Annotated in this window: 11 protein-coding genes; 5 read left to right on the top strand and 6 right to left on the bottom strand. The window is 70.9% G+C overall.

All coding sequences use genetic code 11. The annotated features are described in order from the left end of the window. Window positions 1-238: 238 nt before the first annotated feature. Window positions 239-817 carry a TetR family transcriptional regulator gene (locus EV371_RS01770; RefSeq protein ID WP_130460495.1) on the bottom strand — a complete coding sequence of 193 codons (579 nt, stop codon included), beginning with the start codon at window positions 815-817 and terminating at the stop codon, window positions 239-241. Window positions 818-923: 106 nt separating this feature from the next. On the opposite strand from EV371_RS01770, the gene EV371_RS01765 reads away from it, so the two are divergent. The 3 genes from EV371_RS01765 to EV371_RS01755 all read left to right on the top strand — a co-directional run bounded on the left by EV371_RS01765 (window position 924) and on the right by EV371_RS01755 (window position 3,765). Beyond that, on the top strand, window positions 924-1,790 hold the full coding sequence (locus EV371_RS01765; protein WP_486484438.1) for a carbon-nitrogen hydrolase family protein: 867 nt from the start codon (window positions 924-926) through the stop codon (window positions 1,788-1,790). An 82-nt stretch (window positions 1,791-1,872) separates the two neighbouring features. Then, window positions 1,873-2,517, top strand: a complete 645-nt coding sequence (locus EV371_RS01760) for an HAD-IA family hydrolase (protein ID WP_130460494.1) — start codon at window positions 1,873-1,875, stop codon at window positions 2,515-2,517. Window positions 2,518-2,814: 297 nt separating this feature from the next. Then, window positions 2,815-3,765: a serine protein kinase RIO gene (locus EV371_RS01755; RefSeq protein ID WP_486484437.1), complete on the top strand. Its 951-nt coding sequence runs from the start codon at window positions 2,815-2,817 to the stop codon at window positions 3,763-3,765. A 4-nt stretch (window positions 3,766-3,769) separates the two neighbouring features. On the opposite strand, the gene EV371_RS01750 is transcribed toward EV371_RS01755, so the two are convergent. Then, the gene (locus tag EV371_RS01750) at window positions 3,770-4,015 is read right to left on the bottom strand and encodes a DUF2630 family protein (RefSeq protein WP_130460493.1); all 246 of its coding nucleotides are present in this window, start codon (window positions 4,013-4,015) and stop codon (window positions 3,770-3,772) included. Between the two features lie 271 nt (window positions 4,016-4,286). On the opposite strand from EV371_RS01750, the gene EV371_RS01745 reads away from it, so the two are divergent. Next, window positions 4,287-4,931: a hypothetical protein gene (locus tag EV371_RS01745; RefSeq protein ID WP_130460492.1), complete on the top strand. Its 645-nt coding sequence runs from the start codon at window positions 4,287-4,289 to the stop codon at window positions 4,929-4,931. Between the two features lie 6 nt (window positions 4,932-4,937). Then, a complete protein-coding gene (locus EV371_RS01740; RefSeq protein ID WP_130460491.1) occupies window positions 4,938-5,894 on the top strand; it encodes a nucleoside-diphosphate kinase in 957 nt (318 codons plus the stop codon). Between the two features lie 15 nt (window positions 5,895-5,909). Here EV371_RS01740 and EV371_RS01735 read toward each other — a convergent pair whose 3' ends face one another. The 4 genes from EV371_RS01735 to EV371_RS01720 all read right to left on the bottom strand — a co-directional run bounded on the left by EV371_RS01735 (window position 5,910) and on the right by EV371_RS01720 (window position 13,134). Then, window positions 5,910-6,692, bottom strand: coding sequence for a TIGR03089 family protein (locus tag EV371_RS01735; RefSeq protein WP_486484436.1), 783 nt, complete (start codon window positions 6,690-6,692; stop codon window positions 5,910-5,912). A gap of 196 nt (window positions 6,693-6,888) precedes the next feature. Further along, window positions 6,889-9,735 (bottom strand): aconitate hydratase, encoded by a 2,847-nt coding sequence (locus EV371_RS01730; RefSeq protein WP_130460490.1) that lies wholly within the window; start codon window positions 9,733-9,735, stop codon window positions 6,889-6,891. Between the two features lie 200 nt (window positions 9,736-9,935). After that, on the bottom strand, window positions 9,936-11,477 hold the full coding sequence (locus EV371_RS01725) for a PfkB family carbohydrate kinase (protein ID WP_207230376.1): 1,542 nt from the start codon (window positions 11,475-11,477) through the stop codon (window positions 9,936-9,938). 43 nt (window positions 11,478-11,520) lie between these two features. After that, entirely contained in the window at window positions 11,521-13,134 is a 1,614-nt protein-coding gene (locus EV371_RS01720; RefSeq protein ID WP_130460488.1) for a PfkB family carbohydrate kinase, read from the bottom strand. Window positions 13,135-13,169 lie beyond the last annotated feature (35 nt).

Raw genomic sequence — 13,169 nt, 5'->3', positions numbered from 1 at the left:
CTCCTGGGGTACGGGAGTGGGACTGCCACCATTGTGGATCGGTTGCGCCAACCGGCTTCGTCGCGGTTCGGCAAACCTCCCACGGGCGACCCGCGACCGCACGGGCGCGACCGTTGGCCGTGCTCAGGCCGCCCGGCTGGCCGGGCTCAGGCCGCTTGGCTGGCCGGGCTCAGGCCGCTTGGCTGGCCGCGCTCAGCCCGCTTGGCTGGCCGCGCTCAGCCCGCTTGGCTGGCCGCGCTCAGCCGCCCGGGCGGCGGACCGCCTCCTCGACCAGGTCCAACACCGGGCCGAGGTCGTCGGCGGGCCGGGCCATCGCCAGCTGCACCACCAGACCGTCGTAGGCCAACTCCAGGAACCGGGCCAGCGTCTCGATCGGTACGTCGTCGCGCAGCACCCCGGCGTCCCGCTGCCGGGCCAGCCGCCCCCGGGTGGCCTCGGCGAGGCTGGCCGAACGCTCCGCCCAGCGTTTCGCGAACTCCGGGTCGGTGCGCAGTCGCCGGGACACCTCGAGCTGGCTGCCGAGCCAGCCGGTGGTGTCCGGTGAGGTGGCGTTGGCCAGCAGGTCGCGCATGACCTGCACCAGACCGTTGCGGGCCACCGTGGCGACCATGGCGGCGGCGTCGTCCTCGGCGACCGCCAGGAAGAGCGAGTCCTTGTCCCGGAAGTGGTGGAAGATCGCTCCCCGGGAGAGGCCGGTCGCCTCTTCGAGCCGGCGCACGGTGGCGCCCTCGTAGCCGTGCCGGGCGAAGCAGGCCCGTGCCGCGCCGAGAATCTCCTGTCGGCGGGCGTCGAGCTGGTCCTGACTTACCCTGGGCACCATCCGATGGTGCCAGGCGGCGACCCGGTATGCAATCCGTACGTACGTCTTGGGTCGCCACTCCGAGCCGGCGTGCCCGGGGCGGTCGGCGGCTATCATCGCGGCCGTGACGCAGACCATCGCCGGACCGCCGGCCGCTGCACTGCCGGTCGCCGCGATCCAGGCCGAACCGGAACCCGGGGACGTGGCCGGGAACGCGGCTTCGGCCGCCCGGCTGGTGGCGCGGGCCGCCGACGACGGTGCCCGGGTCGTCGTACTCCCGGAGCTGTTCCTGCCCGCGTACCATCCACCGACCCTGGCCGGCGACCCCGCCGGCACCGACGTGGCCGCCGACGACGGGGGACTGGTCGCGGACTCCCGGCTGGACCCGCTGCGTACGGTCGCCCGGGACCGCCGGGTGGTGATCGTGGTCGGCGCGGCGGTCCGGCACCCGGACGGCCGGCGAACCTGTTCGGCGCTGGTGGTCGACGGCGAGGGTCGGATCGACGCCGGATACGCCAAGCAGCACCTGTGGGGCCCGGACGAGAACGCGCTGTTCACGCCCGGAGGCTGCGGCGCGACCCTGCTGGTCGACGGTTGGCGGCTCGGTCTCGGGGTCTGCTACGACGGCTGCTTTCCCGAGCACGGTCGGGCGGCGGCGGCCGACGGGGCGCACGGCTACCTCTGCCCGAGCGCTTACCTGGTCGGCTCCGAACACCGCCGTGACCTCTACTACCGGGCCCGCGCCCTGGACAACACCATGTACGTGGTCTTCGCCAACGCGGTCGACGGCGCGGCGCCGTGGCGGTTCAACGGCGGCGCGGCGATCTACGACCCCGAGGGCGCGGTACTGCGCCGGGCCGGGGACCGCGGTGCGGCCGTCGTCGTCGCCCGGCTCGACCCGACCGAACTGCACCGGGTACGCGACGCGCACCGGATGCTCGCCGACCGGCTGCCCGGGCCGGGTGGGGTACGGGCCAGGTTGACCGGTTGAACGCCTGTCGTCAGCTCCGGCAACCGGGTTGTTTGCATGCTGGGACTGTTGTCCGACCGGGTGCGTCCCGTACTGTGCGCAAGTGCCGCTGTTGCTCCTCGATCTGGACAACACTCTGCTCGACCGGGCGGGTCCGTTCCGGACGTGGGCGCAGGGGTTCCTGGCCGAAATCGGAGCGCCCGAGAGCGACATCGACTGGCTCCTCTCGGTGGACGCCGACGGCCTGACGAACCGCTGGGACGTGGCCGACGCGATCCGTGACCGGTACCGCCTCCGGATCCCCTCCATCGACCTGGTCGAGGCGCTGCACGAGGGAGTGGTGGAATACACCAGGCTCGATCCGCTGATCGCCTGTGCGCTGCGTATCGCCGACGACGCCGGCTGGGTGCCGGTGGCGGTCACCAACGGCACCGAGCGGCTACAGGAGATGAAGATCAGGCGTACCGGCCTGGACCGCTACCTGGCCGACTGGGTGATCTCCGAGGAGGTCGGGGTGAGCAAGCCGAATCCCCGGATCTTCGCGCTCGCCGCCGAACGGGTCCGGATGCGGCTGCGTGGTGCCTGGATGATCGGGGACAGCCCGGAGGCCGACATCGGCGGCGCCGCCGCGGTCGGGCTGCCCAGCGTCTGGCTGCACCGGGGCCGCCGCTGGATGGAGCGCCGGTACGCCCCGACGAAAACCGTTGACGGGCTGATCGCCGCCGTCGCGGCGGTGCTCGCCTCCTGACCGGCGGCTGGGGCGCCGATCCTGACCGGCGGCACATTTGGCAAACCCGACCGGCGGCACGGTTGGCAAACCTGACCGGGGCACGACGGGCAAACCTGACCGGCGGCCCGGTCGGTAATTCGGTTGACCGCCGCTCCCCGGCCGGCGAGCATTGCGCGACGGAGGACCCTGCCTGGTCTCTCCGGGTCATATCGCATTCCGGGCGGTGCCCGGCCGAGTGGAAGGAGGGGTGACCGTGGCTGTCGTTGTGCTGCGTTTCCTGCCGTCTTCTTCCGACTCGATCAGAGGATTCCTCCAGTGCCACGCGATTATGACGACCACCCCGGTGCGGCCCGCTCCCGTGGCGGTCGCGCCACCCGCCGGTTCGACGACGACGAACCGCGCTTCCTGAAACGGAACCGGCACGCCACGGCGGCCGCGTTCGACACCAACGCCGACACCGACACCCCGGAGGTCGGTGACCGCTGGTCGACCTGGGACCAGGCGGTGCACGGACCGGAGCCGCACCCCGACTGGCTGGTCACCGAACTGGCCGCCGTCGACACCGAGCTGGGCGTGCTGAAGACCGGCAAGGAGGCGGACGTGCACCTGGTCCGCCGGGCCGTGCCGGGCGGTGACCGGAGCTGCCTGCTCGCCGCCAAGCGCTACCGTGATCCCGAGCATCGACTCTTCCACCGGGACGCCGGCTATCTGGAGGGGCGGCGGGTACGCCGGTCCCGGGAGAACCGGGCGATGGAGGGACGCACCGCGTTCGGCCGGCAGATGATCGCCGGTCAGTGGGCCGCCGCCGAGTTCGCCGCGCTGACCCGGCTCTGGCAGGTGGGGCGGGAACTGGGCAACATCGCCGTGCCGTACCCGGTGCAGTTGATCGGGACGGAGCTGATGCTCGAGTTCGTCGGCGACCAGGCGCAGGGGCAGGCGGCGCCGCGGTTGGCCCAGCTCCGACCCGATCCGGTGCTGCTGCGCCGGCTCTGGGAGCAACTCGTCGACGCGCTGGTCGGGTTGGCCCGGGCCGGGCTGGCACACGGTGACCTCTCGCCGTACAACCTGCTGGTGCAGGCCGACCGGCTGGTGCTGATCGACCTGCCGCAGGTCGTGGACGTGGTGGCCAACCCGAGCGGACGGGAATTCCTGGCCCGGGACGTACGGGTGGTGGCCGCCTGGTTCGCGGCGCGGGGACTCCCCGGTGAGCTGGTCGACCCGGGCGTACTGACCGAGCAACTGCTCCGGGAGGCGGGGGTGCGTTAGAGCCTCACTGCAGGTACTTCTCGACCTCGTTCACGCTGCGGGTTCCGGCGGTGTCCGGGTCGCTGCCGGCCTGCCGGGCGGCCCGGCGCCGACGTAGCAGGTCCCAGCACTGGTCGAGCGACTCCTCCAACTCCCGGAGCCGGTCCCGGTCCTCATCGGTCGAGTTCTCCACCTGCTGGGCGTGGTCGCGGAGCCGGCGCTCCTCGTCGACCAGCTCGGTGATCCGGCTCAGAATCGTCCTGTCGTCCATGACCAGGATCCTGACACAGCGTCGAAGGTGCCGCCCGGCATCCGGGTGGGTGAGCGGAGGGCTGCGGTGTCCGCACGGTGCGGCAGGGAGCACCGTGCGTCGTCGACCGGTGACGGCCGCTGCTATTTGGTCATTCGGCTCCGGCCGGGGTGTCCGTTTGATATGAACTACCAGACCCGGCGCCGGGATGCCCGCAGATCGGGGATCCTCGATGCCGGAAAGGTAGTCCTGTCCTCAGGGGACCAGACCCGGAACGGAAAGAGCCCGCATCATGGACCAAGCTACGTTGCCGACACCGCTTCGCGAGGCCGTCACGGTCACCACGGCCGGGGCCACCGGAGTTGCCCGGCTGGTGATCCAGGGTCTGCTCGACCTGGTCGACGATCCCGTCGCGGCGGCCGAGGCGACGGCGTTCCTGACCACCCGGCTGCCCGGCTACGCACCGATGTGGCACATCGCCAACGCCGTACGGTCGGCAGAGCCGGCCGAGGAGCTCCGCCGGATCCGGGCCGAACTGGACCACGCGGTGGAGAACACCGTCAAGGCGGCGGTCGCCTGGGTCGGCGAGCAGGGGGTGCCGGTCACCTACGCGCCGAGCAGTTCGATCGTGAAGGAGATCCTGGCCCAGCTGCCGGACTCGCTGCGTACCGGCGAGCCGGCGGTCGCGCTGGCCGGCGCCGACGCGATCGGGCCGGACACCGTGCTCAACATCCGGGGCACCCGGGAACTGGCGGCGCAGTTTCCCACCCTGATCGTCACCACCGCGCTGAAGCTGGTTCCCGCGCCGGTCTTCGCCCGCCTCGGCGCGCCGGTCTTCGAGCACATCCCGCTGGACGGCTTCGTCGGCGTGGTCCTCGACGGTGAGTTGCTCAGCCCGGGAGAGGTCGGCAGGCGAGCCGCGGAACTGCGTGAGTGACCGGCGATGGCCACCCCCGGCGCCCAGGAGATCCCCGCCTTCCTGTCGACGCTCCCCCGGAAGCGATCCCTCTACGCGGTCGACACGTACTTCCGGGAGAGCTTCGAAGATCTGCTCGCCGTCGGCGGTGGCCGGATCGAGGAGTTCTGTCACGACCACGCACTGCTGCTGCTGAAGCCGGACGCCGTGGTCAGCCGCCGGCTCGGCCCGGTGCTGCACTGGGTGCTGGCGTACGGCTTCCGCATCGTCTGGGCGGCGACGGTGACCATCGACCGGCACGGCGTACGGGCGCTGTGGCAGTACGGTCTGAACGCCGCCAGTCGGGACCGGCGAGACGCCGCCGACCTCTACGTCACGGCGTGCGAGTGCCTGCTCCTGCTGCTGGCGCTGCCCGGCCGTTCCGAGCCGGCCTCGCTGGTGCTGAGCACCGCCAAGGGGCCGGCCGACCCGGTCCGCTGCCGCCCCGGTCAGCTCCGCTACGACGTCGGCAGCGTCAACTACCAGCTCAACCTGGTGCACGCAGCCGACGAGCCGGCCGACCTGCTCCGGGAACTGGCCGTGCTCTGCAACCACGACGTTCGGGCCGGCCTCTACCGGCACACCCTGGGCGGGTCGGCGGGCCGGGCCCCGGACGGTCGGTCGGAGGCGTTCGCCCTGGCCGACCGGCTGGAGGCGGCCACCCCGGAGGTGCACCTCGAACTGGACCGGACCCTTGCCGAGCTGGCCGACGGCGCCGAGGCACGCCGGCGGGCCGGCACGGGTACGGCGGCCGCGGAGCTACTGTCGCTGCTCGGCCGGGTCCGGGCCCGCTGCTCCCGGGACTGGCGGGCGGTGGTGCGGCTGGCCGAGGCGAGCGGCGTACCGGTCAGCCGGTGGCAGCGGATCGTGCTCGCCACCCATCTGCTCGACCCCTACGTGCCCGGTGCGACCAGCCTGCTGCCGGACACCTCCACCACAGGCTGAACCGGAGGCGGGCGCTCACAGCACCCGGGTGACCCGTTCCGCCCGGCTGCGCCGCTCGATCGTGCCGGGGTCGAGATTGGCGCAGAGCACCACCGTGGCACCGGCGGCCAGCGGTGCCAGCAGCCACTTCGCCGGGTGCTCGTGCGCGGCCGCGTCGACCATTACCCGGTCACCGGGGCGCAGGTCGAAGGTCTCCGTCGCCAGCGCCCAGGCCAGCCGGCCCCACTCGGCGTAGCTGGTCCCGTCGACGCTGGCCGCGTCGTCGGCCCGGAGCGGCACGTACGGCCGCGGGTCGGCGTCGTGCCGGCGCACCTCGGTGAGGTAGTCCCGGTAGCCGGTCGGCGGCTCGGTCAGCGGGGCGGCGTCGGGCGCGAACCCGAGCACGAACCGGTGCTCCGCCTCGGGCACGTGGTCGAGCCAGTCGTCGATCCGGCCCAGCGCGGCGTACGTGACGTCGAACGGCTCCTCGACGCCCGGGCCGAGCCGGGGCAGCCCGGCGGTGGCGGCGCCGTGGAAGCTCACCGCCACCCCGGCCGACCAGGTGCCGAGCAGTACGGCGGCGGTCTGCCAGTGCGGCGGAAGCAGCACCGCGGCCCGGGCTCCGATGCCCAGCCCGCACCCGTGGACCAGCAGGTTCGCCGTCCGGGCCACCCACTCGGTCAGCTCCTCGGCGGAGAGTTCGGCGCGTTCCCCGGTCGCGTCGTCGTAGTAGGTGAGCAGCGGCCGGGCCGGATCCGCCGCCAGTGCGGCGGCGAGCGGAGCCGGCACACTGCTCGGCCGGGTCGACATCTTCGGCATGGCGGGACCTCCAGTCGGGTGTCCGGTGGCGGCACGGACCGGAGCCGTCCCGCGCCGCACCGACGATACCGGTGACCGACCGACGGGACCGCCCGCCCGACCGTCACCGGAGCCGGGCCGGCCACCCCTCGCCGGTGACCGGCCCGGCCTCGCGGAGCTGAGCGCAGCGGTGTGCCGTGGCGTGCCGCGCCTGTTGTCAGGCGGCCAGCATCTTGCGCAGCACGTACTGCAGGATGCCACCGTGCCGGTAGTAGTCGGCCTCGCCGGGGGTGTCGATCCGGAGCACCGCGTCGAACTCGACCCCGGTGTCGGTGGTCACCCGGACGGTGCGCGGGATCTGGCCCTCGTTCAGCCCGGTCACCCCGCTGATCGAGAACGTCTCGGTGCCGGTCAGCCCCAGCGACTCCGCGTCGGTGCCGGCCGGGTACTGCAACGGCAGCACGCCCATCCCGATCAGGTTCGACCGGTGGATCCGCTCGAACGACTCGGCGAGTACCGCCCGTACCCCGAGCAACATGGTGCCCTTGGCCGCCCAGTCCCGGGACGAGCCGGAGCCGTACTCGGTGCCGGCCAGGATCACCAGCGGGATGCCCGCCTCCTGGTACGCCATCGAGGCGTCGTAGATCGAGGTCTGCTCGCCGGTCAGGTGGTTGACGGTGAAGCCGCCTTCGGGGAGCGCAGCCCCGCCCTCGCCCGGCAGACGCAGTTGATTGCGCAGCCGGATGTTGGCGAAGGTGCCCCGGATCATCACCTCGTGGTTGCCGCGCCGCGACCCGTACGAGTTGAACTCGTGCCGGGCCACGCCGTGCTCCGCCAGGTACCTGCCGGCGGGGGAGTCGGGCTTGATCGAGCCGGCCGGCGAGATGTGGTCGGTGGTGACCGAGTCGCCGAGCTTGGCCAGCACCCGGGCGCCGGAGATGTCCTGCACCGGCGCCGGTTCCCGGTCCATCCCCTCGAAGTACGGGGGCTTGCGCACGTACGTCGACTCTTCGTCCCAGGCGAAGGTGTCGCCCTCCGGGGTGGGGAGCGAGCGCCACTGCTCGTCCCCGGCGAAGACGTCGGCGTAGTCCTTGGTGAACATCTCGCTGCGCAGCGCGCTCGCGATGACCTCGTCGATCTCGGCGGCGCTCGGCCAGATGTCCCGCAGGTAGACCGGTGTTCCGTCGGCGCCGGTGTCGATCGGCTCGTTGGCCAGGTCGATGTCCATCGTGCCAGCGAGCGCGTACGCCACCACCAGCGGCGGGGACGCCAGGTAGTTCATCTTGACGTCCGGGTTGATCCGGCCCTCGAAGTTCCGGTTGCCGCTCAGCACCGAGACGACCGACAGGTCGTGCTCGTTCACCGCCGCGGAGACCTCGTCGGGCAGCGGGCCGGAGTTGCCGATGCAGGTGGTGCAGCCGTAGCCCACCAGGTGGAAGCCGAGCTTCTCCAGGTAGGGCGTGAGGCCGGCCCGCTCGTAGTAGTCCATCACCACCTTGGAGCCCGGGGCCAGGGTGGTCTTCACCCACGGCTTGCGGGACAGCCCCCGGTCGACGGCGTTCCGGGCCAGCAGCGCGGCGCCGATCATCACCTGCGGGTTGGAGGTGTTGGTGCAGGAGGTGATCGCGGCGATCACCACCGCGCCGTGGTCCAGCTCGTATTCGACGCCGTCGTCGCCGGTGATCTGGACCGGGTTGCTGGCCCGACCATTCGCCCCGGTGGCGGCGGAGACCAGGTCGCGGGGTGCGTCGGCGGGGTCGTTGACGTCGTTGGCCGGCGGGTCGCTGGCCGGGAAGGACTCCTCGCTCGCCTCGTCGGCCGGGCCGCGCTGGCCGTTACCGCCGTCGCCGACGTAGTCGACCAGCGCCGACCGGAACAGCGTCTTGGCGTTGCCCAGCGGCACCCGGTCCTGCGGGCGCTTCGGGCCGGCCAGTGACGGCTCGATGGTGGCGAGGTCGAGTTCGAGTCGCTCGCTGTAGTCGGGTTCGGCGGCCGGGTCGTGCCACAGGCCCTGTTCCTTGGCGTACGCCTCGACGAGTCCGACCTGCTGCTCGGAGCGGCCGGTGAGCCGCAGGTAGTGGATGGTCTCTTCGTCGATCGGGAAGATCGCGACCGTGGAGCCGTACTCCGGGGACATGTTGCCGATGGTGGCCCGGTTGGCCAGCGGCACGGCGCTGACGCCCGGACCGTAGAACTCGACGAACTTGCCGACCACGCCGTGCTGGCGCAGCATCTCGGTGATGGTCAGCACCAGGTCGGTGGCGGTGGTGCCGGCCGGCATCTCGCCGTGCAGCTTGAAGCCGACGACCCGGGGGATGAGCATGCTGACCGGCTGGCCGAGCATCGCGGCCTCGGCCTCGATGCCGCCGACGCCCCAGCCGAGTACGCCGAGCCCGTTGACCATGGTGGTGTGCGAGTCGGTGCCGACCACGGTGTCCGGGTACGCCTGGCCGTTGCGCTCCATGATCGTCCGGGCCAGGTACTCGATGTTGACCTGGTGCACGATGCCGGTGCCGGGCGGGACGACCCTGAACTCGTTGAACGCGGTCTGGCCCCAGCGGAGGAACTGGTAGCGCTCCCGGTTGCGGCCGTACTCCAGGTCGACGTTGCGGGCGAAGGCGTCCGGCCGGCCGAAGAGGTCGGCGATCACCGAGTGGTCGATCACCAGCTCGGCCGGGGCCAGCGGGTTGACCTTGGTCGGGTCGCCGCCCAGCTCGCGGATCGCCTCCCGCATGGTGGCCAGGTCGACCACGCAGGGCACGCCGGTGAAGTCCTGCATCAGCACCCGGGCCGGGGTGAACTGGATCTCCACGCTCGGATCGGCGCCGGGATCCCAGTCGCCGAGCTGCCGGATGTGTTCGGCGGTGATGTTCGCGCCGTCCTCGGTGCGGAGCAGGTTCTCCAGTAGGATCCGCAGGCTGTACGGCAGTCGCTCGTGCCCGGGTACCGTGTTGATCCTGAAAATCTCGTAGCTCGCGTCTGCGACGCGTAGCTGGCTCTTCGCACCGAAGGTGTCGAGGCTCGCCACGTCGTACTCCTTCACGCTGTCTTCGTCCCGGCCCATGCGGTCGGCGTCCGGGGGCGGGTCGGTCGGCCTCCCGGCCGGCGGGCGACCGGACGCAGTACCCAGCAGTCTTTCCTACCCAATACCTGCCGATCGGGCTCAGGTAACCCTTACCAAGGTTCTTTTCACCTAACAAAACCGTACGTCCGTCTTGTTATTTACGCAAGCCCGTCCGGATGGCGGGACGCCGGACTCCCTGGTCAGGGCCCGACCGCGCCGAAACCCTGGGCTCGGATCATCTCGTCGAGCTGGTAGAACGTCCGGCTGATGCCGTTGCGCGGAAAAGAGATCGTGTACGGCTGCGCCGCCTGGGGCACGAAGTCGCAACCCTCCTCGGCCAGCACCATCACCCGGTCGAAGCCGTGCCGCCCCTGGAAGAGCCCCACCTCGTGCACCACGTTCTGTCGGGCCAACCGTCGGCCGTCCCCGGTGAAATCCTCGGCGGTCAGGACACAGATCGCGAACCCGCACCGTTCGAGGTAGTCGGCGAGCGCCTCGGTCACCTGGCGCCCGCCCCACGACCCGCTCTCGAAGGAGTACACCGGCAGCTCGAACCGCTCCTCGATGAAGCGCTGCACCGCGAGCCACTCCGGATGCGCGCCGTGCGCGATGAAGACGCCGTTGGGCAGCCCCGCGGTGCGCCGCTCGCTGGCCAGCGAGCGGATGAACTCCTTGGTCACCTCGGCGAACTGCGCGTGACCGGCGCTGCCCACGTGCCGCAGCTTGTGCCGGGCCAGCCGCATGCCGAGCAGCGAACCGAGCTCGACCTGCAACCTGTCGCTGGTCAGCACGGTGAGCAGCCCCGCCGCGAAGACGTCGCCGGCACCCGTCGCGTCCTTGATGTCCACCGGCGCGACCTGCGTCTGGGCGTAGAAGTCGCTGACCAGCTTGCCGTCCTCCCGCTGGTACGACCAGATGCCGGTGGGCAGCTTGACCACCACCACGCCCTGCCCACCGGCGGTCCGGGCGACCAACCGGGCGGCGACCGTCTCGTCGGACTCGCCCTCGACGTGCCGGCCGAGCTCCCGGAACTCGCGGTAGTTGACCAGCAGATAGTCGCTCAGCCCCAGCAGCGCCTCGGTCTCCGCGCTCGCCGCCGCGCTCCAGACGTGCCCCGGGTCGAAGCAGATCGCGGTGCCGGAACCGGCCTTTTTGACCGCGCGTAGCACCCGGAGCAGCCGGGCCGGGGTCCGGTCGTCCAGGAACGAGGTGAGGTGCACCACCCGGGCCCCGGCCAGGTACGCGACCACCCGGTCGAACTCCCGGTCCAGATGGTCCGCGAGGTACTCGTTCGCGCCGGAGTGGGTGAGCAGGGTCCGGTCGCCCTCCTCGGCCAGCGACAGGCAGATCCCGCAGAGGTGCTCGCTGTCCTGGAAGACGAACCGGTGGTCGATGCCGAGCGCCTCGAACTGCGCCATCGTGGAGAGCCCGATCACCGGTACCCTGCCGGCCACCCCGACGTAGCCGAGTCGGAGACCGACCTGGGTCTGCGCGATCGCGAAGATCGCGTTGAAGGCCGATCCGCCGAGACTGAACGAGGTACCCCCGAGCAGGGTCTCCGGCCGGGCGAAGCCGGCGGCCTCGATCGCGGCGTGGATCGTCTCGGCGTCGACCGCTCGCTCGGTACCCGGTTCCATCGGTGGGCCGTTCCGTTCGACCAGCCGGGAGAGCCGTTCCGTCAGCGGCCGGGACGAGCCGGAGGCCGAAGCGGTGACGAGGTAGTCGAGATTCAGGGCACCCACCCCGACCACATCAAGGGCAAAACCGTCCAGGCTGGCACGATCGTCAATCCGAATTGGAGAATCTGTCACGTCTGCCATCCCATCGCCGCATCAGGCCCTCGCGCCGCAACATGCGTTCCAGTTCCAGGAACGTGCTGGTGATCCGGCCGGGAGGGAAGTCCATCCGGATCAGGCCCGCGATGTTCGAAAACGTATCGCAGCCCTCTTCGGCCAGTATCGCGACTCGCCCGAACCCGTAGCGACCCTGGAAGATGCCGGCCTGGTGAACGATGTTCTGGTCCGCCCGGCTCCGGCCGCCGGAACCGCCCTCCTTGGCACTGAGCAGACATACCGCGAAGCTGCACCGGGCCAGGGTCTGCCGCATGAGGTCGGCCAGGTTGTGTTCGTCGAGGTCGGAGGAGCTCAACTCGTACGTGGGCAGGCCACAGTTCTGTTCGATGAAACGTCGTACCACTCTCCACTGCGGATGTTCGTCGTGCGCGATGAAGACGCCCGGCGGCCCCGGTCCGCCCCCGCCGAGCCGCTCGGTCTTCTGCAGGAAGCCCTTGCTGAGGTCGGGCAGCCCGAGGTGGTCGCTGATCGTTCCCCGGTGGCGTTCCTTGTGTCGGGCGAGACTCAGCCCGACGAACGCACCGAGCTCGATCTGTAACCGGCGGGACGCCAGGGCGGAGAGCACACCCGCCGCGAAGACGTCGCCGGCCCCGGTGGCGTCCTCGAGCTCGGTCTCCCGCACCGGCCGCTGCAACTGGAACCGGGAGGCGAGCACGCCGGCGGGCACCGCACGGAACACCTCGATCACGTCATAGCGCTTGGTGACGAAGGCGGTGCAGCCCGGGCCACAGCGGGCCAGCGCCTTCCCGGCGATCAGGTCGTCCGGCTCGCCGTGGACGTAGCGGCCCAGTGCCTTGAATTCCCGGTAATTCACGAAGAGGAGGTTGGTGAGGCGCAGCACTCCCTCGACCGCCGAGCTGGGATGTTCGGCCCAGTCGAATCCGGGATCGAAGCTCAGGCAGAGTTTCGGATTCATTCGTTTGGCCTGGGTCAGCACCTCGAGGACCCGCGCCGGGGTCTTCTCGTCCAGAAATGACGTGACGTGCACGTATCGGGCGCTGGCCAAATAGCCGGCCAAGGCGTCGAGATTTTCCCGGATGAATTCGCACATCTCGAAGTTGGCGCCGGGATGGGTGAGCATGACCCGGTCGGTGTCGTCGATATAGGACAGGCAGAGCCCGCTGAGCCGGTCCGGCCGTTGGCTGACCCAGCGGCGGTCGATCTTCAACTCGTCCATCTGCCTGATGAACGAGAGTCCGGGGGCCTCCACCCGGCCTACCACGCCCACGTAGCCGAGCCGGAGGCTGACCCCCATCTGGGCCAGGGCGAAGATGGTGAGCCAGGCCGATCCACCCAGCGAATACCCGAGGGACGCGACCCCGAGGTGCGCGATCGCCTCGTTGATGACCTCCTCGTCGACCGGCCCCTCGCGGTTCCACTCGAACCGGGCGACGGATTCGGTGATCCGTTCCGCCATCCGTTGGGAGAGCCGCGACGCGCTTGCGATGTAGTCGACGTTCAGCGCGCCGAAGCCGACGATTTCGGGTGGGTCCGACGCGGGCGGGTGCCCGCCCGCCTGTTCCGCCCCGGGGCGCGGTCCCGCCATCTATCGATAATGTTGATTCGCTTTGCTCCCCGCAA

The sequence above is a fragment of the Plantactinospora sp. CNZ321 genome (assembly GCF_004217235.1).
The sequence above is the reverse complement of the archived record's forward strand: the minus strand, read 5'-3'. Positions and strand labels throughout refer to the sequence as shown.